Below are 21,034 nucleotides of genomic sequence, written 5' to 3' on the forward strand. Positions count from 1 at the left end.
CTTAAAAAATAAGGGCTCGCGAATGATAAAGTACCTCGCATTGCCACTTCTGCTTGTTTTATCGCCCCTTACGCTCAGTGCGCAAGATGACGATAGTACAAGCAACACCGAACAAGCGGCACAACAGATAACACCTAACGGCTTTATCGTTGATAACCTCTACCTGTTTTTACACTCCGGCCCTGGAAAAAATTACCGTATTCTTGGCTCTGTAGAGGCAGGTGCCTCTATTCAGATAACCAATGAGCAGGAAAACAATTTTGTCAGGATTATTGATAATAAAAACAGAAGTGGTTGGGTTGAATCAAAATTTGTGACTGCTGAAGCTGGACTTCGACAGCAAGTGATAGACTTAAATGCTTCTTTAGCGAGCGCACAGCAACAGCTTGATAGTTTAGAAGAGTCAGTGCCTACTTTACAAAATGACTATGCATTATTAGAAACTCAAAATATTGAGTTACAAAACACCATAAAAGATCTCAATACACAATTACAACAGCAAATCAAATCAAATCAAAACAAAGTAGAACAAGAACAACATAAACTGCTTTCGTATGGTGGGGGAATTGCGTTATCGGGCTTAATATTAGGCGTGATTTTGACTTTGTTTTTATCCAGACGAAAAAGGTATGATGGCTGGAGCTAAGAAAAACCCACTTTGGTAGCCAAAGTGGGTTTTATTATTTACCTAAAACCATAATTGATAAAAAAAGCGCCGAACCAACAGAGAAAAAGATCACACCTATGTCGGCCAAATACAACTCAAAAACATGTTCTTTTAACTTTGCATCGTTTAGATTTTGTAATTCGCCCGCCGATGAAAACTCAGCTAAGTTATAAACAAACGAGTATTTTCTACCAATGTCAAATTTATCAAGCGAAAGTCGCTTATAGAAGCTGGGATAAGCAGAAGAAAAGTAGCCCTCTATTATACTTAATTTATGGCTGCTTACCTTCCTACAAATCAAAGCCACTGCAAAATTGGCTAAAATCAAAAACAGATATGTCAAGTACCACCTCCTTGCCATGACGATACCTGTTCCCATTAAAATAACAAATTAAGCAAATTGCAAGTATAAATTAACAAAACTAAAACATTCCATATCTTAAACTTAATTTATGGCAATAAGTTCTACGTCAAAGATAAGTAACGATCCAGCGCCAATTTTACCGGCAGATTTATTCCCATACCCCAAGTCTGGATGAATGTAGAGCCTAAATTTATCACCCACAACCATCAGCTGAAGCGCTTCTTTCCAGCCTTCAATGACCTGCTTGGGAGTGAAGGTTATCGATTTTCCGCGCTCAATTGAGCTGTCGAACACAGTGCCATTTAGCAATGTGCCATGATAATGCACACGTACACTATCGTTCATTGTGGGGGAAACATCCCCTTCCCCTTTTTCGATCACTTCATATTGCAAACCACTATCAGTGGTAATGACACCTGCTTTTTCAGTATTTTCTTTTAAGAAAGCTTGCGCATCTTGTCGGTTAATTTCTGCAATTTGTTTTTGTTTTTGGTTTCCACTATAAATAAACCATGCCAACCCAAGCACGAAAACAGCAACTGCAATACTTGTTAAAGACATAACTACTCCTATTCACTGTCTTCAGGTGACTCTTTATCATCACCATTTACAACTTGTGCTATTTGCTCAAGCCTTTCTAACGCCAACTGATTGATTGTACCTTGAGGGTACAAGCCATCAATTAATTGTCCTGCTTCCTCTCCCATCAAAATCTCGAGTGCCTCATCAACACTTTTAACTGCAAATAAATGAAATTTTTTACGCTCTATAGCTTCTACAACTTCATCCTCTAGAACCAAATTAATCAAATTAGAATGAGGTACTATCACCCCCTGACTTCCGTTTAAGCCTCGCATTTTGCATAGCTTAAAAAAGCCTTCTACTTTTTCGTTCACGCCACCAACAGCTTGTACTTCACCATGCTGGTTAATAGATCCCGTCAAAGCCAAAGATTGATCTATTGGGAGTTGCGTGATCGCAGAAATCAAGCCACATAATTCCGCCAAAGACGCACTATCACCATCGATGTAGCCATAACTTTGTTCAATCGCAATATTTGCACTTAAAGTTAAACTGAATCGCTGCGCGTATTTATTCCCTAAATAGCCAGTAAGCAACATAACACCTTTAGAGTGAATTGATTTACCCAACTCGGCTTCTCGCTCAACATCAATGACGCCATCAGAGCCTGCATAAACTGTCGCAGTGATCCTCGCTGGGGTACCAAAAGCTGTATCGCCAATATGGAGTACGGTCAAACCATTGACCTTGCCAACCGCCTCGCCCTGTGTGGCAATCAAGGTATGGCCCTCTTCAATATCGCTCAGCATATTTTCGCTCAGCTGCCCCGTACGGTATTGCTTTCCAACTAATGCTTCATTGATATGATGCTCGTCAATAACGTCCGTATTGTCCTGCCTTGCATAGTAACTGGCTTCTGCTACGAGCTCTAACACATCCGCAAAACGCGCAGATAATTTGCTTCTATGCTCAGCTTGACGGTAGCTGAACTTTAGCAATCTAATCAACGCTTCGGCTGATAAGTTACAGTTCAGAGTTTGCTCACAATATTCTTGTACTTTGCTGACAAACTGATATTGCAACCGATCGCTTGACGGCAAGTAATAATCAAAGTCAGCAAGCACTCTAAATAGCTCCCCAAATTCTTCATCATACTCACTTATGGTGTAATAAAGATCTCTGGAGCCAAGCAAAATGATTTTCACATCCATCGGAATTAACTGTGGCTTCAGTGTAAAGCTACTGCCAACGGAGCTATCTTGAAATGGTAAGTCATTTTTTATCTGATGTGTTTTCAAAGAGAGCTTCAACCCATCCCATACTTGTGGCGATGATAGAACTTTCTCCGCATCCATAATTAAGTAACCGCCATTTGCTCGATGCAAAGCCCCAGCTTGAATAGAGCGATAACTCGTAATTAAGGACCCTTGAGCGCTTTCATACTCTATTTTGCCAAAAATATTACCGAATGTCGGATTCGGCTCATAAACAACCGGCGCTGGTGCACCTTCTTTGTATTCGATTAATATATTCGGCGCAAAAAAGTCTGTGAGCATACCTTTAGCATCAAAATCATCTTTTTGCTCGTCCGTACCAGCGGAATCATCATCCAACCAATCTAAAACAGCCTCAACTATTTCAACACGCAAATCTTTTAAATACCGAATAACACCTATGTGGCTAGCATATTTATGTTCAAGTGCCTTTAACAGAGGTTTCGTTGCCAGTTCAATCGTGGTTTTTTTTAACTTTCTAAGCTTTTCAGAAGACTCTCTTTTCCATCTAGGAAGTTCAATTAATGCCTCAATTAACCCATCTTCTAACTCGTCAATCGCATCGTAAAACTGTGTCTGCGCCTGTTCACTCAAAGCGGCAAATTCATTATCATCGAGCTGCTTGCCATTCACCACAGGAACAAAGCTCACAGCACCATTTTCTTCAAGCATTACAACGCTTTTTTGTATAGCTAACTGCTCAACGGCTGTGAGTGCTGCATTATATTTATTATCAAAATCTCTATCGATTGACTTTTTCTTGCGCTGATAACCAGGGTTATCAAAAGCTGCGGGGAACGTATCAATCACTTCATCTAAAAATGCATCAACATCATCAGCGAGCTGCCGACTCTCGCCAGGCTGCATAAACATTGTTATCGGCTCACGGTGATCGTCGTAATTATTTACGTAAAGCCACTCTTTGGGCGTCGGGCGAGTTTTACTGTGCGCCTCCAGTTTGTCTTTGACCATGGTAAAGCGCCCTGTGGCCGCTTCACCCATGACAAAAACATTATAACCGGGTAGCTCCATACCAAGCGCAAAGTCAAGCGCGCTCTGCGCGCGTTGCTGGCCAATAAAAGGTAAAGACTCTGGATAGGGGTTTTGCATACATGAACGTATATGCTGCAAAGAGACTGTCGGAGTTAATTGCTCCGAACTCAGTGGCTTATTTGTTTTAGTCATTCCTGATTTCTTTATTGTTCACCTTAGTAAAATCAAAGCACTTTGGCTAAGGCGTGAGCGCTTTTCTTGAAAACGTATCATGTCCACATTCGCTGCACGCTTTTATTTCAATAGAGTGATAAACATCGATTTTATTGCCGCAATTCTTACACACTAATTGCCCCAAAGCTATCCATTCCCCCTCTTTATAAATACCATCATGAGCAAAATCATTCATCAGTGCATGCCACTCAAGCTGCGTCCTATCTTCTAAATAAGCCAACTCATATAAAATTGACTCTTTGAACTCTTCCCACGCCACGCCTTCATAATGGTCTTGAAACTCAGAAACATGGTGTAAGTCACGTTTAAAATAGTGCCGATAATCACTTAACTTGTTTTTCCCAAACTGCCGCCACTTTTCCTCTTCTTGTAAAAAGTCATCCATCAACTTTTTAAGCTCATGTTCTTTTACATCTTTACACCATTTAGAAAAGTCACTTAGCCATTGTTGATAATCCGCCATGCCGCCCCCTACTCAACGACACTTCACAATTAATTGTCTACGCTACTCCGATAAAAATCCGAATATCATGCTAATAAGCTGTTGAAGCAATTGACTTGTGAAGTCATCACAACCAATGTTGGATAGTTTTGCATATATAAATCAAGTATAGAGCACCTTTGAGAAAGGGCCATTGAGCCTGCATCAAGTTACTTCTTAACATGCACACAGCGAAAATAATCGAAATCCACTAAAATCGAATTAATCGGCTGAAAATGCTTATCCGACGCTGTGATCAAGCTTAGTTTTCGGGTATGCTATTGACCAATTTTACAATCAGTTTGCAAGAAGTCTGGAAACGTCAATGCAAGAGCAATACAACCCACAAGAAATCGAACCCAAGGTTCAATCCTATTGGGAAGAAAACAAAACATTTAAAGTAGTCGAAGACGAAAGCAAAGAAAAATACTACTGCTTATCTATGTTCCCTTACCCAAGTGGTAAACTCCACATGGGCCATGTCCGTAACTATACGATCGGTGATGTTGTGTCACGCTTCCAGCGCTTGCAAGGCAAAAATGTCATGCAGCCAATGGGTTGGGATGCATTCGGCCTACCTGCAGAAAATGCGGCAATTAAAAATAATACAGCACCAGCAAAATGGACCTACGAAAATATCGATTACATGCGTGGCCAGTTAAAGCAATTAGGCTTTGGCTACGATTGGGATCGTGAGATTGCGACATGCCACCCAGAATACTACAAGTGGGAGCAATGGTTCTTCACTAAGCTTTACGAAAAAGGCTTAGTATACAAAAAAATGTCTACAGTGAACTGGGATCCCGTTGATCAAACAGTACTTGCAAACGAACAGGTTATTGATGGTCGCGGTTGGCGTTCAGGTGCACTCGTTGAACAAAAAGAAATTCCTCAGTGGTTTATTAAAATTACTGATTATGCACAAGAGCTATTAGATGATTTAGACAAACTAGATCACTGGCCAGAGCAAGTAAAAACCATGCAGCGCAACTGGATTGGCCGCTCTGAAGGTTTAGAGATCGATTTCAAACGCGCTGACAACAACGAAAGCTTCACCGTATACACAACTCGTCCTGATACATTCATGGGTGTAACCTATGTTGCTGTTGCGGCAGGTCACCCAATTGCTTTGGAAGCTGCACAAAATAATGAAGCTGTTGCTGCATTTGTTGATGAATGCAAAAATACCAAAGTGGCTGAAGCCGATTTAGCAACAATGGACAAAAAAGGCATCGCGACAGGCTTTACTGCTATTCACCCATTAACAGGCAAAGAAGTACCAATCTGGATTGCCAACTTTGTATTGATGGATTACGGCTCTGGCGCGGTAATGGCTGTACCTGGTCATGATCAACGCGACTATGAATTTGCGACCGCTTATGGCCTTGAAATCAAGCAAGTCATCAGCCCTGCTGCAGACGCTGAACAGTCAGCTGATTTAGCCAAAGAAGCATTCACTGAAAAAGGCGTGCTTATCAACTCTGGTGAGTTTGATGGTCTTGACTTTGACGAGGCTTTCAATGCAATTGCAGATAAGCTTGAAGCTCAAAATGCAGGTAAGCGCAAAGTAAACTTCCGTCTTCGTGATTGGGGTGTAAGCCGTCAACGTTATTGGGGTTCTCCAATCCCAATGCTAAATAAAGAAGATGGTTCTGAACTTGCTGCAACTGAAGATATGCTGCCAGTTCGCCTACCTGAAGATGTAGTGATGGATGGTGTAACGTCACCGATCAAAGCAGATCCTGAGTGGGCAAAAGCAACTGTGAATGGTGAGCAAGTATTCCATGAAACAGATACATTTGACACCTTTATGGAGTCTTCTTGGTACTATGCGCGTTATTGTAGCCCTCGTTATGATGAAGGTATGCTAGAGCCAGGCGCTGCTAATTACTGGTTGCCTGTTAACCAGTATATCGGTGGTATTGAGCACGCGATATTGCACCTACTTTACTCTCGCTTCTTCCACAAGCTACTAAGAGATTTCGGATTAGTTAATTCTGACGAGCCGTTTGAGCGTCTACTATGTCAAGGCATGGTGCTGGCTGATACTTATTACCGCAAAGACGAAAAAGGTGGTGATATCTGGATTTCTCCACTTGATGTGGAAACTGAAAAAGACGATAAAGGCCGTATCATCAAAGCATGGCACAAAGACGATGGCGAGCCTGTTATGTCTGCGGGCATGGGTAAGATGTCTAAGTCTAAGAACAATGGTATTGACCCACAAACTGTAATTAAACAATACGGTGCAGATACTGTTCGCTTATTTATGATGTTTACAGCGCCGCCTGAGCAAACGCTTGAATGGTCTGATTCTGGCGTTGAGGGTGCACAGCGATTCCTTCGTCGTGTATGGAAATATGCAGTTGATGTGAAAAATGCTGGCCAAGCAGACCTTGACTTAAGCAAACTTTCTAGCAACCAAAAAGCACTGCGTCGTGAAATACATAAAGCCATTGCTAAAGTTTCTGATGATGTTGAGCGTCGCCAAACGTTCAATACAGCAATTGCTGCAATCATGGAACTATCAAACAAACTGCTTAAAGCGCCACTTGAAAACGAACAAGATATCGCGCTTGCAAATGAAGCGCTCAATGCAATTATCATTATGTTGGCGCCTATCACGCCACATATGTGTCACGAGTTATGGCTACAACTAGGCCATGAAGGTGATGTATTAGATGCGTCTTGGCCTGTTGTCGATGAAAGTGCTTTAGTTGAAGATGAAAAGCTTATCGTTGTTCAAGTTAACGGCAAGCTTCGTGCAAAGCTCACTGTCGCAGCTGATGCAACTCAGGAGCAAGTAGAAGCGATTGCATTTGCCGAAGAAAACGTAACTAAATTCACTGACGGCAAAACCATCCGTAAAGTAATTTATGTACCTGGCAAACTACTCAATGTGGTTGCAAACTAATGATTGGCTTTGTTCAGCAAGTCATTTCAACAGCGGGCCAAATTGGCTCCGCTGTTCGCTCGCTTGCAGACATTAAAAACGGACTGGCAATTTTGCTGGTCTGTTTTGCTGTCTCAGGCTGTGGTTTTCACCTCAAGCAAGCATCTTATATCCCAGAAGATTTAAGAATGTTGCACCTCACTGGAGATGATCAGAAATCAGCATTATTCGAGCAGCTAAAGTACGAGTTACAACGTTCACAAGTAAAAATTAACGACCAAATTGAACATCAGAACACAAAGTACACCGCCGAGCTGCACTTATATCAAGATGAGCTAAATAGACAAACATTAAGTCTGTTTCCAAATGGCCAGGTTGCTCAGTATGAACTTGCCTATAAAGTGTCATATCGTCTCGTACGCCCTGATCAAGACCCTATTGAACAAAGCTTTGAGTTATATCGTAATTATCAAGATGATCCTACTAACTCACTTGCTAAATCAAAAGAATTAGAAATTATTCTTGGTGAAATGCGCAAGCTTGCCACCAAACGAATTATTCGAGAACTATCACAACTCTAATGCGCTGTTATGCAAATCAATTAGCAGGTCAATTAAGTAAAGACCTGCATCCATTCTATCTGGTATTTGGCGAGGAGCCATTCCAAGAAAATAACTGTGTAATCAACATTCGTCAAGCGGCTAAAAAACAAGGGTTTGACGAGGTAATTAAGTTTGCCCTGCTGCCAGGCTTTGACTGGCAAGAGTTAATCGCACAATACAATAGTATGTCTTTGTTCAGTGCTCGAACGATCATTGAACTCGACCTAAACCAACAAAAGCCGCCAACGCAAGGCGTGAACATACTCAAAGAACTTGCTGCGAGTATCAATCCAGATGTTATCCTCATCTTAAAGGGCGCAAAAGCCAGCCAAGATATTCAGCGTTCCGCATGGTTTAAAGCGCTCGATAAAAAAGGCTTATTTGTCCCTTGTTATGCATTAACTGGCTACCATTTAGAGAAATGGCTAGATGAAGAATGTAAGCGATTAAAAGTGAACCTAAAAAGCGATGCCAAACGCAGTCTTCTGCTGGCAACCGAAGGGAACTTGCTCGCAACTTCTCAAGAACTAGAAAAACTGTCTTTGCTTCATAAAGATGCACTTATCGACCAACAGCAGTTAATGAACGGGCTGTTAAACCAAGCTAAATTTGATATTTTTGACTTAAATGATGGCTTACTCAAAGGTAATGCAAAATACATTATTAAAATACTGAACAAGTTAGCCAAAGATAATGTCGAGCCAACCAGCGTTGCATGGACCATCCAAAATCAAACACAAACGCTTCTAAATATTAAACGCGCGTTAGTCGAAGGTCAGCCAGTTAATCAACTATTTAAGCAGTATAATATTTGGAAAAATCAGCAAGCATCAACGCAACAGGCGCTGGATAGATTACCAATAACCCAGCTAGAGACCATCATTGGCTTACTGGCACAATTTGATTCTGCATATAAAAGTAACTTGCTCAGTGCACCCTATCAAGGTTTGGCACATATTGCGTTGAGTTTTTGTCAACCTGTTAACTTCCCAATGCCATTTTCTGATGAGAGCAAGCAAATTGGAGCTGCAAATTAATGATAGCACTATTTGGTGGTACCTTTGATCCTATTCATTTAGGCCATATCAATATGGCAGAGCAGTGCTTGAAAGAACTTTCTTTAAGCACTTTGTCCTTTATACCTAATGCAACGCCCGTTCATAAACAAGGGCCAAGCATCACCACAGAGCATCGTCTAGCCATGTTAAAACTGGCTACAGACACTGAGCCAAAGTTCACTATTGATACCAGAGAAATTGTTAGAACAGAGCCTTCATATACAGTTTTAACACTGCAAGAACTAAGAAATGAGCACCCAAATACCCCTATTGCCTTTTTAATGGGCATGGACTCATTCAACAGCTTACATACCTGGTATCAATGGCAAGCAATCACCCAGCTTTGCCATATTGTTGTTTACGCAAGACCTGGGGATACATATGCGCCTTGTGAACAATTGGCATCATATTTAGCAAAGGCACAAGTATCCGCTCCTGCATCTTTGCACCAAGCTACAGCTGGTAAGTGTTATTTTTTAACTGGTCAAACATTTTCTGCGGCATCTAGTGAAATACGCTTAGCAATAAAATCTGGTAAATCCATTGAACCTTGGCTGTCACCGAAAGTCATAACTTATATTAATAAGAATGGGTTGTACGCGCATTAATCGCCGCTGATCCACTTGGGAATTCTGTTGGAAATCATGTTAGAATTGCGCCCTTATTTGAAGTGTATTTTGTAAAGAGACCCTGATTTGGATTCAAAACAACTATTAGACTTTGCGCTTGATAAAGTCGACGATATGAAAGCCCGTGATATTGTAAAGCTAGATGTGCGAGAAACATCTTCCATCACAGATTATTTGGTCATTTGTTCTGGCAACTCAAAACGTCATGTTCAATCTATTGCTGAACACGTCGCAAAAGAGGCGCGTCACGCAGGTGAAACTCCACTTGGTCACGAAGGGCAAGACAGTGGTGAATGGGTGCTTGTCGACCTAGGTGATGTTGTTGTACACGTTATGCAAGACCAAACGCGTGATTTTTACGACTTAGAAAAGCTTTGGGGCTAGAGTGAAAATTCAGTTAATCGCTGTTGGTACAAAAATGCCTGCATGGGTTGAAACGGGGTTCAAGGAATATCAACGCCGTTTCCCCAAAGACATGCCACTAGAGCTGATTGAAATTACTGCGGGTAAACGCGGTAAAAACGCTGACATCAAACGGATCTTGCAACAAGAGGGTGAAAAAACCCTCGCAGCAATCCCAAAGGGAAATCGGATCGTTACCCTAGAAGTTACTGGCAAACCTTGGGATACACATCAATTAGCAAACAACATGGAAAAATGGCAGCTGGATGGCCGTGATGTCAGTTTACTGATTGGTGGACCTGAAGGACTGGCACCAGAGTGTATTGCAGCATCAGAGCAAAAGTGGTCACTCTCCAACCTTACTCTGCCACATCCGCTGGTTAGAATTGTCGTAGCTGAAAGCCTCTATCGTGGCTGGAGCTTAAACAACAACCACCCTTATCACAGAGAATAAGTATTTCATGATAAAAAACCGGCCAACGATCCGCGACCACAGCGCTGAAGCCAATTTATTTGCGCGCCGCGCGTTTGTTGGCTTTGTTTTTGTCGTGATCCTTATCGGAGTCCTTCTTAATAACATCTATACTCTGCAAGTTGAGAAGCACGAGACCTATCAAACACGTTCGAATGATAACCGAATAAAGGTCATTCCTATCGCGCCAAATCGTGGTTTAATTTACGACAGAAATGGCGTCTTACTTGCTGAAAACCGGCCAGTTTATAATCTTGAAGTGATCCCTGAGCAAGTAACAGACTTAGAGCAGTCTTTAGAACAACTCGGTGCAATCATCAGCATTACCGAGACACAAAAAAACGCTGTCTTAAAAAGTAATCGTCGCTCTAGACGCTTTAAAAGCCAAGTTTTAAAGGCTCGGCTAAATGAACAAGAAGTGGCAATTTTTTCCGTTAATCAGCACCGCTTCCCCGGCTTTAGCGTTGAGGCCAGACTTGCCAGACACTACCCATACGGTGATGCGCTGACACATGCGCTGGGCTATGTCTCCAGACTAAACAAAAAAGAGCTCAGTGAACTAGAGTCTCAAGGGCTTGCTAAGAATTACCGTGCCACACATGATTTTGGCAAGTTAGGTATCGAAAAGTTCTACGAACAACGCTTGCATGGCCAAGTTGGCTCACAACGCGTCGAAGTGAATAACCGCGGTCGAATTATTCGCTCCCTCAGTATCGAGCACCCGAAGCCTGGGGAAGATTTAGTGCTCACCTTAGATATTGGTTTACAGAAAATAGCTCAAGAAGTACTTGACGGCGTTAGGGGCGCAATCGTGGTGATGGACCCTAAAGATGGCGGGATTTTAGCCCTATATTCAAATCCAAGCTACGACCCCAATTTATTCGTACATGGCATTAGCAGCAAAGACTACCGAGCACTGCTCAACCCTGACAGACCTTTGATCAATCGCGCAACCCAAGGTAGGTACGCACCTGCTTCTACCGTGAAGCCTCACCTTGCCATTTTGGCATTAGAGGAAGGCATCGTAAAAGAGGAAACCAAAATTTGGGACCCCGGCTTTTTCCAAATTCCTAATGTAGAGCACCGCTGGCGTGACTGGTTAAGGTGGGGACACGGACATGTTGATGTATATGAAGCGATTGAACAATCTTGCGACACCTATTTCTATGAGACCGCTTATAAGCTTGGCATCACAAAAATCAGTAACTTTATGAGTCAGTTTGGCTTTGGTGATCTATCTGGTATTGATATTCATGAAGAAACGGCTGCCATCATGCCAACCACAGAATGGAAACGCCAACGCTTTAAAGAATCTTGGTGGCCTGGCGACACGATATCAGTCGGCATAGGACAAGGCTATTGGACGGCTACACCAATGCAAATTACTAACGCTGTTTCTATTTTAGTTAACAAAGGGATACACCGTCCCCCACACTTGGTGCAAGTTGCAAAGCAAGACAATGATGTTGAGCAAATGTACACAGAAGAAAAACCACCTGTCGTATTAAAAAATCCGCACCACTGGAAGATAGCTTTGGATGCGATGCACAACACAGTGAAAAAAGCCCGAGGCACAGCTCATAAGGCTTTCTTGGGGGCGACTTATGACCCGGCAGGAAAGACAGGCACAGCCCAAATTGTCAGTATCGCACAAGGTGAAAAATACGACGCAGAAAGTCTTAAAGAAAAGCACCGAGATAATGGTATTTATGTTGGCTTCGCTCCATACAATGACCCACGTATCGTCGTTACCGTGATTGTTGAAAACCAAGGTGGCGGTTCAACCATTGCGGCACCAATTGCGCGAAAGCTCATGGATTATTATTTCGAAACTTACCCAAGTCATACGGAGGGTAAATGAATCAATTAAGACAACGACGCTCGTTCTGGCAACGAATTCACATTGACCTGCCATTACTTATCGCACTGCTTGTCATGATGGCTGGAAGCCTTGCGGTCGTATACAGTGCCAGCGGTCAAAATATGGATATGATGGCTCGCCATGCAACTCGTATGCTCGGTGCTATTATTGCACTGTTTGTCATGGCTCAAATTTCACCGAATACGCTCAAGAGACTTGTATTTCCGCTCTACACCGTGGGGTTGATAATGCTTATCGGCGTATTCTTTTTCGGTATTACGATTAACGGAGCTAAGCGCTGGTTAGACATTGGCATTACCCGTTTTCAGCCTTCAGAAATTATGAAATTGGGCGTACCCATGATGGTAGCATGGTACATTGGTAGGCAGCAGTTACCACCCAAAATCTTACATATCATTATCGGCTTTGCCATTGTGTTGGTGCCAACCATCCTCATTCAAAAGCAACCAGATTTAGGGACTTCTCTGCTCATTGCAAGCTCAGGCATCTTTGTTTTATTTTTATCTGGTCTAAGCTGGAGATTGATCGGCAGTAGCGTCCTATTGGCCATCCCCGGTGCATTTGCCATGTGGCACTTTGTCATGCACGAATATCAAAAGCAGCGAGTCTTGACCTTACTCGATCCCGAGAGCGACCCTCTCGGCGCCGGTTACCATATTATTCAGTCAAAAATTGCCATCGGTTCCGGTGGCATTGAGGGAAAAGGCTGGTTGCATGGCACACAGTCCCAACTTGAATTTTTACCTGAGCGCCACACTGATTTTATATTCTCAGTGCTAAGTGAAGAGTTCGGCTTGCTTGGCGTCGTTATGCTATTGAGTGTTTATCTATTTATCATTGGTAGAGGGCTATACATAGCAGTCAATGCTCAAGAGGCATTCAGTAAATTGCTCGCTGGGGCGCTCACACTCACATTTTTCGTCTATATTTTTGTCAACATTGGAATGGTCTCAGGATTATTACCCGTGGTTGGCGTACCTTTACCGCTTATCAGCTATGGCGGTACCTCAATGGTTACACTGATGGCTGGTTTCGGTATCATCATGGCAATAGCAACAGATAAAAAAATGCTACTAAAATAATCTATGAAAAAAACATTACTTCTCCCTTTAAGTGCCATTTTACTTTTGGGCGCTTGTAGCAGCAGATACCATACAAGCCAAGATAAGGCGCCTTTACGCGCGCCGACTGAACTTGAAATGCAAGATGCAAAAGTTACCAACGAACCAAAAAGCGTCAGTGCGGGTCGGCCTTATACTGTACTGGGCAAGAGTTATACGCCTATCTCAGATGAAAAAGACTTTACACAGACAGGGACAGCGTCCTGGTATGGGCGCAAATTTCATGGTTACTACACCTCCAATGGTGAAACCTTCAATATGTTTGATATGACAGCTGCGCACAAAACACTCCCTTTGCCTAGTTTTGTTAGAGTCACTAACTTGGCAAATAATGTGAGCGCAATTGTCAGAGTAAATGACCGCGGCCCATTTCATGACGACCGAATCATAGATCTCTCTTATGCAGCCGCTTACAAGCTTGGATATCATTTGCAAGGTACAGCGGAGGTTAAGATTGAAGCCATTACTATTGACCGTAAAAATCCACGTTTGACGTATGTACAAGTTGCAGCTGGTAGTAACATGGAAAATGTGAAGGCGTTGGCTTCTCAGTTGTCTAATAAATTTGAATTAGGTACTCCTATCGCATTTGAAGATAATCTTTACAAATTGCGACTTGGACCGATTTTAGATGACCAGACAGCACAAAAGGTGCTAAAAACCTTACAAGAAGGTGAATTTAACAAAGCCTTCTTGCTTTATAGCGAATATGAACTTTAAAATATTCGTAATCTGAATTACGTAATTTTTGTTCCGCGACTTAAAGCCAACATGTAAGTATACTGAATGGCATGTAGAACAAAAATCAAACCTGCTGGGCAGTGCAAAGGCAAGTCATTGCCCAAACTAAATTAAAAAGCGAGCATGATGACAGTATTTAAACCAAAAGTAGTTAAAAAAATCCTTGGTGTCGTGTGTTCTTTGTCATTATTTTCGGCAAGCGCACAGATCATACCTTCTCCACCGCAAATGAGTGCAAAAGGTTATTTCCTCGTCGACTTTACAACCGGTAAAGTGATTGCAGAGGGTGAAGCAGATACCAAACTTTTGCCTGCTAGTTTAACAAAAATGATGACCAGCTATGTTATTGGTACTGAGATTCTAGCTGGCAACATCGCGCCAACAGATATGGTGACCATCAGCGAAAAAGCTTGGGCGAAAAATTTTCCTGAATCATCAAAAATGTTCATCGAAGTCGGTAAAAAAGTCAGTGTTGACGACTTAAACCACGGTATTATCATTCAATCTGGTAATGATGCGTGTGTTGCCATGGCTGAACACATCGCTGGCAGCGAGAGTGCATTCGCAGACTTGATGAATGCACATGCTGAAAAGCTAGGTATGACCAACAGCTTCTTTATCAATAGCCATGGCTTAGATGCGCCAGAACAATTCACCACTCCAAGAGACATGGCCACCTTAGGTGCAGCGCTAATTCGCGACGTACCAGAAGAGTATGCACTATATAAGCAAAAGTCATTTACCTTCAACGGCATCAAACAGTACAACCGTAACTCACTATTGTGGGATGCAAGCTTAGATGTTGACGGTATTAAAACAGGCCATACAGCGGAAGCGGGTTTTAGCTTAGTCACTTCAGCAACCAAAGGCGATATGAGATTGATCGCAGTTGTTATGGGTACTGAAAGTGAAAGAGCCAGAAAAGTCGAAAGTAAAAAGCTTTTAAACTACGGCTTCAGATTTTTTGAAACAATCACACCTTACAAAGCAGGTGACAGCTTCGCCGATCAGCGCATCTGGATGGGTAATAAAGAGACCGTCTCTTTGGGTATCACACAAGATACGCCAATTACTATTCCACGCGGTCAACGTAAAAACTTAAAAGCACATTTTGAGTTAGACCAAACGCTAACTGCCCCACTTGCTAAAGGCAGTACTGTAGGTACGCTATTCTTGCAACTAGACGGTGAAGATATTGCTGAATATCCACTCGTCACCCTTGAAGAAATTGAAGAAGGTAGTTTCTTCAGCCGCATTTACGACTACTTACGTTTACAGATCATGCAATAACCCTGTATCTAGTACGTATATAAAGCAACAGCGCCTCTATTTGAGGCGTTTTTTTTTGCCATAAAAATGATAGAATGCCGCCATTATTGAGGTAATGATGCCTAAGTGAAAACAATTCACATTACACAATCATTGCTTAGTATCTGTAGTGAGGAAACCGTCGTGGTAACACCTGTAAAAAACACTAAGTTTGATGAGTACTTAGAATTTCCCTGCCCGTTTACTTTTAAGGTCATGGGCTTGGCTAATGTTGATCTAACCGATCAGATTCTTACCAAAATGCAAGCCATTGCGCCTGGCGATTATGCGCCAAAGGTTAAACCGAGTAGCAAAGGCACATACGAATCTGTCACTTTGGTTGCAACAGTGACGTCAAAAGAGCACATTGAGCAGATATACACTGAGCTAGGTAGTATCGAAGCTGTTCGTTACGTACTGTAGTCAAGGAAGTCCATGAGCAACCATAACGTCATCATTCGCCACCTAGGGCGACAAAGTTACGAGCCTATTTGGCAAAAAATGCAGCACTTTACTGATCAGCGTGATGACTCAGCGGCCGACGAGATTTGGTTAGTTGAACACAGCCCTGTTTTTACGCAAGGGCAAGCTGGCAAAGCGGAGCACGTACTTGCACCGGGTGATATCCCTGTTGTTAAAGTTGACAGAGGCGGTCAGGTGACCTATCACGGACCTGGCCAGCAGATGATGTACGTTTTGTTCAATTTACGCCGCCTGAAAATTGGCGTAAGAGAACTGGTTACTTGGCTTGAAGAGACCATTATTGAATCATTGCAAGAGTACGATATCGATGCCTATGCTAAAGCTGATGCACCAGGTGTTTATGTCAATAATTGCAAAATAGCTTCTTTGGGCTTAAGAGTTAGACGAGGTTGCTCATTCCACGGACTTGCACTCAATGTCAACATGGACCTGAGTCCATTTTTGCGTATTAACCCATGCGGCTATGCAGGCATGGAGATGATACAAACTAGCGATTTAAATGGGCCTGCTACGCTTGAAGAAGCAGGTAACGGGCTTATTAAGCATATGCTTAAGCGTATTAACGCTGAGCATGTTGTTCACACTGAAGGGTTTGAGAACGAATGAGTAAACCAGTCAAAATGGAGCCGGGTGTAAAATTACGCGATGCCGAAAAAATGGCATTAATTCCGGTCAAAGTACTACCAACTGAGCGAGAGCAAATGCTCCGTAAGCCTGAGTGGCTTAAGATCCGCTTACCAAAATCAAGTGAGCGAATTGAAGGCATTAAAAGCGCAATGCGTAAGCATGGCTTACACTCAGTTTGTGAAGAAGCATCTTGCCCTAATTTATCTGAGTGCTTTAACCACGGTACAGCAACATTCATGATTTTAGGCGCTATTTGTACTCGTCGTTGCCCATTCTGTGATGTCGCACACGGTCGCCCATTAAAGCCTGATGCAGCTGAGCCAGAAAAGCTTGCACTGACAATTAAAGACATGAAACTTAAGTACGTGGTGATTACCTCAGTAGACCGCGATGACTTGCGTGATGGCGGCGCACAGCATTTTGCAGACTGTATCAGAGAGATCCGCAAACATAACCCGGGGATCACCATTGAAATCCTAGTCCCTGATTTCCGTGGCCGTATGGATAGAGCACTTGAGATCCTAACCGAAACGCCACCAGATGTGTTTAATCACAACTTGGAAACTGCGCCTAGACTATACAAATTAGCGCGTCCAGGTGCTGATTATAAATGGTCTCTAGAGTTACTTCGCCGCTTCAAAGAAGCACACCCAGAAGTTAAGACAAAATCTGGTTTAATGGTAGGATTAGGTGAAGAAATCTCTGAAATTGAAGAAGTCTTAAGAGACCTACGTGAACATAACGTAGACATGTTAACTGTTGGACAGTACTTGGCGCCTTCGAAGCACCACTTGGCAGTTAAGCGCTACGTGCCACCAGCAGAGTTTGACGCTCTGAAAGACTACGCTGATGAAATTGGCTTTTCACATGCAGCATGTGGCCCGTTTGTTCGCTCAAGTTACCACGCAGACCAACAAGCGGCAGGTAAAGAAGTTGTGAGTTACAACGTTAAGCGCGACTAAACAACGCTATTTTGTACTACAACGATATTTTGTACTGTAAGGAAGAGTAAAGATGTCGCAAGGAATACCTAAAATTAGTGAATTTCCTTGTGACGATCGTTATTGGAGGGTCGATTGGTTCGGCGCTATTGAGCGCAACCCAAACGTGCCCTCTGAGCCTTATTTACAAATCGTAATAAGCCCTCTCATTCAAAATGAAAGCATAGACTCCACAACCAAACATCTCGCTTCCACTCATATTACAAATTATGATGACCAAGCAGTTATAAAGATTGGTGTTGGACAGCTTCCATTTATATCTATCGGTTCGATCTGGTTCAATGGCCAGTGCCAAGCTACAAAGGCAGGTCAAACGAAACTTTTACATAATCTTCATATCGCCGAACACACCACTCAATCCATCCCTGGTAATCATAAAGTTGAGGATAAAAACCTCATTCCGTACGACTCTTATCGAACGGGAAAAGGGTTTATGGCTAACCTTATAGCCATTGAACATGATGAAGACCCCTTTGGAATACTGGTTCCTGTTATGGAGTTAATTCGTTTCTATTACGCCGTTTCGACAGACATGGCGCACATTGTTTTTTCTGGCGATTTAAAACATCAACCTCAGAATGTGATTAATACCGAAAAGTGTGGCTTTGATGAGGGAGAGAGACGCTGCATACTGCATCTAAGGCAACACCTGTCAGACGAAGATGGTTGGGTCATTGGAAGAGCACTCACATGTAAAGAAGCTTGGGAAGGCTTTACGCTGCCACATGACACTATAATGAAACACTCGTTGAATACAAAGTTTCTTCATCCCCAGAGTGCGTTTCCATTCTCAGGTTCAAGTAACCTAAAAGTCAGAGGTAAGTTCATTCCTGCTAAAGATGAACTATCAAAAAGTGGCTGGCGATATCTAGTATTGGCCATAGAGCACTGTAAAGCACCATTTCCTTTTGAGCATCTTACGGCTGATAGAGACAATAACAATAGTCAGGCTGAGGGAGAAAATAAAATCAATGATGGTGATAAGAAACCAGCGTTTCCTCAGCCTAAGCATAAAACATCAAATACTGATAAGCCTTTTCAAAGTCAAAATGAGCCAAATAAAAACAAAACCAATGAACATGTACTCTTACCAACCAACCGATTTGGCGCAATCATGGGCAAAAAAGTCGATAGGCCTAAAAAAGATCAATGTCGCTACATAAGCGCACTACGCTATGCGCCAAAAGAAGATGAACCAAAGCAGCTTGGCACTGGACAAGGTGATTCTGGTGATATAAAGACTGGCCGTGGACACGCAAAACCAATCCGCACACGTCGTCAAGCCCTTCCAGCCAGCTTTGAAACATTTGAAGAGGCGATCCAGCTACTCACTCAAGCCGAGGGCGTAAAAGCCCGTCTACGGCCCATAGAAGAAGCCATTGAGTTTATCCCGCTCACAAAACCTGCCAATAAAAGGCAATGGTCGTACTTAGACTCAAACTCATACTGCCGACGACAAGTAATTATTGCTGACATTCACTATCAAAACCGATGGTATACGCTGATTGAGTTTGAGATGCGTAACAAAGAAAATCGCAGTGTTGCATTAGTTAATGCCGAGAACTTCGAGTATTGCTCTAACCAGAGAATGAACAATTTACTGCATCAGCTTGCAATAAAAAAAGGGATCTGGTTAAACATCCCCTCAATTCCTAACATAACAATTAAAACCATGAAACATACATGGTCAACACCATTAGATTTTAAGAGCTCTATCTTTGATAGGCTTTGAATGTAGACGGGGAAAGAAAAACAGGACTGGCATAAATACACGAAACGTAAGTCAAGGCTGGCTATTATCCTAACCAGCCTGCACATCAGCTTTGATTAAAGCACACTAGCTTCATCTGAGTGATTCGGCTTTACTTCACAGATCACCATTGTCAGCAAAGTTCCACAGCAGAACGCCCATGCTTTTGAAAATAGGGCTATACTAGTCTTTGATTACTTTGTTTTTATATTTTGAGCCTGTACGAAATGATCTCACAATGCCTCGTAGTCCGTAGAAGGCCAATCCTTGCTTTTTAACCGATTCACACTTAGTTCTCCAGCAAAATGTAAGGCTTGACCGAAGCTCCTGACAAACTCCAAAAGCTCTATTATGAAGTCATCACTTAATTTTCATCCAATACAATGAAACAAATGATAATTTTGTGTAACATAAAGATGAATTTAATAATACAAGTGATCGTTATGGCAATTTTACTCCGTCAAGTTGTGATCCATGAGTTAGTCAAGGAGCAACATGAACCTATTCAACCTTCAAATGTGAAAAAGAAAACTCTACCTGCAGATAATCCAACTATCCAAAAGCTTGTGGAGGGCATTGTTGACCTTTACGGGAAAAAGAACAATAGTGCTCAATATGGTGTTTTTGAAACAGGAGATGCGCGTGGAAACTTTCCAGATGCATTTGAGGGTTACAAAGGTGCCGAAGAAAATGAAGATAATTTTATTGAAGCAACGAAAGTGGCGATGACGCAGCTTTATCTCAAGGCTGCTGACAAGCCAACAGCTAGCGGTGGTTATATTTTATTTGCCGACTATGTGCAGAATGATGTTCGTTACTTCTTGTCAGCGATGGTTAAGCAAAAACCAGGTTACAAAATAACCGGCGCACTGAAAGTTGAGGACTTAGAATATATTGATTTAAGTAGGTTACACCAGGCTGCCAAGGTAAATTTTGCTAAGTATGAAGAGTTTGCAGCAGCAGATGAAGTTGAACAGTTAGATATCAACTATTTGAGCTTTGTTAGCCCTCAAAACAATAAGGCGACAGCTGGTTACTTTATTACTGCGTTTGGGTGTAAGGCGGGCGCCCCTTCTGCCAAGGCAACTGAAGCCGTAGTGAAGGAAAGTGTAGCATTTTTTAATGCAAACGATACGCTGTCCGCGCATTCGGCTGAGCTGAGTAAGAAGTTGTATGAATACCTAGATAATAAGCAAGGGGAAAATCAACCTGCAAAATTATCAGAGATTGAGCATATTGCGCGGGAATTCTTTTCTGCAGATGAAGCCGATAACTTAGCTGAAGAGCTTGTGGCACACCTTAACAGTGATGAGATAGGTGTGCCAAGCGAGTTCTCGGTTAACAAGACGCGGCTACACAAGATGACGCACATAGTGTATAAAGGCGATGATTTTCAGCTGACACTAGATAAAGATGACATTGGTCAGGACGCTGGCTCCAGATTTTACTATGATGGTAATAGGCTGGTTATTAATGAGTTGCCTGATGAGTTTAAAGATATGTTAGACGAGCATTTTGGGTAGGAGAGAT

Annotated in this window: 20 protein-coding genes; 16 read left to right on the forward strand and 4 right to left on the reverse strand. The window is 42.4% G+C overall.

Annotation, left to right across the window (positions count from 1 at the left end; all coding sequences use genetic code 11):
* Positions 1-22 precede the first annotated feature (22 nt).
* Positions 23-646, forward strand: a complete 624-nt coding sequence (locus N477_RS07090; protein ID WP_063361810.1) for a TIGR04211 family SH3 domain-containing protein — start codon at positions 23-25, stop codon at positions 644-646.
* Between the two features lie 34 nt (positions 647-680).
* Here N477_RS07090 and N477_RS07095 read toward each other — a convergent pair whose 3' ends face one another.
* From N477_RS07095 to N477_RS07110, 4 genes are all read right to left on the reverse strand, one after another.
* A complete protein-coding gene (locus tag N477_RS07095; protein WP_155731834.1) occupies positions 681-1,046 on the reverse strand; it encodes a hypothetical protein in 366 nt (121 codons plus the stop codon).
* Between the two features lie 66 nt (positions 1,047-1,112).
* Positions 1,113-1,592 (reverse strand): FKBP-type peptidyl-prolyl cis-trans isomerase, encoded by a 480-nt coding sequence (locus N477_RS07100; protein WP_063361812.1) that lies wholly within the window; start codon positions 1,590-1,592, stop codon positions 1,113-1,115.
* Positions 1,593-1,600: 8 nt separating this feature from the next.
* Entirely contained in the window at positions 1,601-4,012 is a 2,412-nt protein-coding gene (locus N477_RS07105; RefSeq protein WP_063361813.1) for a Lon protease family protein, read from the reverse strand.
* 46 nt (positions 4,013-4,058) lie between these two features.
* Positions 4,059-4,517: a zinc ribbon-containing protein gene (locus tag N477_RS07110; RefSeq protein ID WP_063361814.1), complete on the reverse strand. Its 459-nt coding sequence runs from the start codon at positions 4,515-4,517 to the stop codon at positions 4,059-4,061.
* A 343-nt stretch (positions 4,518-4,860) separates the two neighbouring features.
* Here N477_RS07110 and leuS point away from each other — a divergent pair, with 343 nt between their 5' ends.
* The 15 genes from leuS to N477_RS07185 all read left to right on the forward strand — a co-directional run bounded on the left by leuS (position 4,861) and on the right by N477_RS07185 (position 21,027).
* Positions 4,861-7,449, forward strand: coding sequence for a leucine--tRNA ligase (leuS, locus tag N477_RS07115; protein WP_063361815.1), 2,589 nt, complete (start codon positions 4,861-4,863; stop codon positions 7,447-7,449).
* Complete coding sequence (gene lptE, locus N477_RS07120) at positions 7,449-8,009, forward strand: LPS assembly lipoprotein LptE (protein ID WP_063361816.1); 561 nt, start codon at positions 7,449-7,451, stop codon at positions 8,007-8,009. Before leuS ends, lptE begins: the two co-directional genes overlap by 1 nt.
* The gene (holA, locus tag N477_RS07125) at positions 8,009-9,067 is read left to right on the forward strand and encodes a DNA polymerase III subunit delta (protein ID WP_063361817.1); all 1,059 of its coding nucleotides are present in this window, start codon (positions 8,009-8,011) and stop codon (positions 9,065-9,067) included. The genes lptE and holA overlap by 1 nt, the downstream gene beginning before the upstream one ends.
* Positions 9,067-9,696 carry a nicotinate-nucleotide adenylyltransferase gene (gene nadD, locus N477_RS07130; protein ID WP_063361818.1) on the forward strand — a complete coding sequence of 210 codons (630 nt, stop codon included), beginning with the start codon at positions 9,067-9,069 and terminating at the stop codon, positions 9,694-9,696. The genes holA and nadD overlap by 1 nt, the downstream gene beginning before the upstream one ends.
* 87 nt (positions 9,697-9,783) lie before the next feature.
* On the forward strand, positions 9,784-10,101 hold the full coding sequence (gene rsfS / locus N477_RS07135; protein ID WP_063361819.1) for a ribosome silencing factor: 318 nt from the start codon (positions 9,784-9,786) through the stop codon (positions 10,099-10,101).
* Position 10,102: 1 nt separating this feature from the next.
* Positions 10,103-10,573: a 23S rRNA (pseudouridine(1915)-N(3))-methyltransferase RlmH gene (gene rlmH, locus N477_RS07140; protein WP_063361820.1), complete on the forward strand. Its 471-nt coding sequence runs from the start codon at positions 10,103-10,105 to the stop codon at positions 10,571-10,573.
* A gap of 7 nt (positions 10,574-10,580) precedes the next feature.
* Positions 10,581-12,452 (forward strand): penicillin-binding protein 2, encoded by a 1,872-nt coding sequence (gene mrdA / locus N477_RS07145; RefSeq protein WP_063361821.1) that lies wholly within the window; start codon positions 10,581-10,583, stop codon positions 12,450-12,452.
* Positions 12,449-13,555: a rod shape-determining protein RodA gene (gene rodA / locus N477_RS07150; protein WP_063361822.1), complete on the forward strand. Its 1,107-nt coding sequence runs from the start codon at positions 12,449-12,451 to the stop codon at positions 13,553-13,555. The genes mrdA and rodA overlap by 4 nt, the downstream gene beginning before the upstream one ends.
* A gap of 3 nt (positions 13,556-13,558) precedes the next feature.
* Positions 13,559-14,314, forward strand: a complete 756-nt coding sequence (locus tag N477_RS07155) for a septal ring lytic transglycosylase RlpA family protein (protein ID WP_063361823.1) — start codon at positions 13,559-13,561, stop codon at positions 14,312-14,314.
* Positions 14,315-14,461: 147 nt separating this feature from the next.
* Positions 14,462-15,625: a serine hydrolase gene (locus N477_RS07160; RefSeq protein ID WP_063361824.1), complete on the forward strand. Its 1,164-nt coding sequence runs from the start codon at positions 14,462-14,464 to the stop codon at positions 15,623-15,625.
* A 162-nt stretch (positions 15,626-15,787) separates the two neighbouring features.
* A complete protein-coding gene (ybeD, locus tag N477_RS07165; RefSeq protein WP_039611602.1) occupies positions 15,788-16,066 on the forward strand; it encodes a DUF493 family protein YbeD in 279 nt (92 codons plus the stop codon).
* A gap of 12 nt (positions 16,067-16,078) precedes the next feature.
* Entirely contained in the window at positions 16,079-16,732 is a 654-nt protein-coding gene (lipB, locus tag N477_RS07170; RefSeq protein WP_063361825.1) for a lipoyl(octanoyl) transferase LipB, read from the forward strand.
* The gene (gene lipA / locus N477_RS07175) at positions 16,729-17,715 is read left to right on the forward strand and encodes a lipoyl synthase (protein WP_063361826.1); all 987 of its coding nucleotides are present in this window, start codon (positions 16,729-16,731) and stop codon (positions 17,713-17,715) included. The genes lipB and lipA overlap by 4 nt, the downstream gene beginning before the upstream one ends.
* Before the next feature lie 52 nt (positions 17,716-17,767).
* Entirely contained in the window at positions 17,768-19,486 is a 1,719-nt protein-coding gene (locus N477_RS07180; protein ID WP_063361827.1) for a hypothetical protein, read from the forward strand.
* Between the two features lie 461 nt (positions 19,487-19,947).
* On the forward strand, positions 19,948-21,027 hold the full coding sequence (locus N477_RS07185; protein WP_196760596.1) for a nucleoid-associated protein: 1,080 nt from the start codon (positions 19,948-19,950) through the stop codon (positions 21,025-21,027).
* Positions 21,028-21,034: the final 7 nt, after the last annotated feature.

This window comes from Pseudoalteromonas luteoviolacea H33-S (assembly GCF_001625695.1).
Classification (GTDB): domain Bacteria; phylum Pseudomonadota; class Gammaproteobacteria; order Enterobacterales; family Alteromonadaceae; genus Pseudoalteromonas; species Pseudoalteromonas luteoviolacea_B.

Coding starts and splice junctions, on each gene's coding strand:
- N477_RS07090 (WP_063361810.1), top strand. CDS start 23: ATGATAAAGTACCTCGCATTGCCACTTCTGCTTGTTTTATCGCCCCTT.
- N477_RS07095 (WP_155731834.1), bottom strand. CDS start 1,046: ATGGGAACAGGTATCGTCATGGCAAGGAGGTGGTACTTGACATATCTG.
- N477_RS07100 (WP_063361812.1), bottom strand. CDS start 1,592: ATGTCTTTAACAAGTATTGCAGTTGCTGTTTTCGTGCTTGGGTTGGCA.
- N477_RS07105 (WP_063361813.1), bottom strand. CDS start 4,012: ATGACTAAAACAAATAAGCCACTGAGTTCGGAGCAATTAACTCCGACA.
- N477_RS07110 (WP_063361814.1), bottom strand. CDS start 4,517: ATGGCGGATTATCAACAATGGCTAAGTGACTTTTCTAAATGGTGTAAA.
- leuS (WP_063361815.1), top strand. CDS start 4,861: ATGCAAGAGCAATACAACCCACAAGAAATCGAACCCAAGGTTCAATCC.
- lptE (WP_063361816.1), top strand. CDS start 7,449: ATGATTGGCTTTGTTCAGCAAGTCATTTCAACAGCGGGCCAAATTGGC.
- holA (WP_063361817.1), top strand. CDS start 8,009: ATGCGCTGTTATGCAAATCAATTAGCAGGTCAATTAAGTAAAGACCTG.
- nadD (WP_063361818.1), top strand. CDS start 9,067: ATGATAGCACTATTTGGTGGTACCTTTGATCCTATTCATTTAGGCCAT.
- mrdA (WP_063361821.1), top strand. CDS start 10,581: ATGATAAAAAACCGGCCAACGATCCGCGACCACAGCGCTGAAGCCAAT.
- rodA (WP_063361822.1), top strand. CDS start 12,449: ATGAATCAATTAAGACAACGACGCTCGTTCTGGCAACGAATTCACATT.
- N477_RS07155 (WP_063361823.1), top strand. CDS start 13,559: ATGAAAAAAACATTACTTCTCCCTTTAAGTGCCATTTTACTTTTGGGC.
- N477_RS07160 (WP_063361824.1), top strand. CDS start 14,462: ATGACAGTATTTAAACCAAAAGTAGTTAAAAAAATCCTTGGTGTCGTG.
- lipB (WP_063361825.1), top strand. CDS start 16,079: ATGAGCAACCATAACGTCATCATTCGCCACCTAGGGCGACAAAGTTAC.
- lipA (WP_063361826.1), top strand. CDS start 16,729: ATGAGTAAACCAGTCAAAATGGAGCCGGGTGTAAAATTACGCGATGCC.
- N477_RS07180 (WP_063361827.1), top strand. CDS start 17,768: ATGTCGCAAGGAATACCTAAAATTAGTGAATTTCCTTGTGACGATCGT.
- N477_RS07185 (WP_196760596.1), top strand. CDS start 19,948: ATGGCAATTTTACTCCGTCAAGTTGTGATCCATGAGTTAGTCAAGGAG.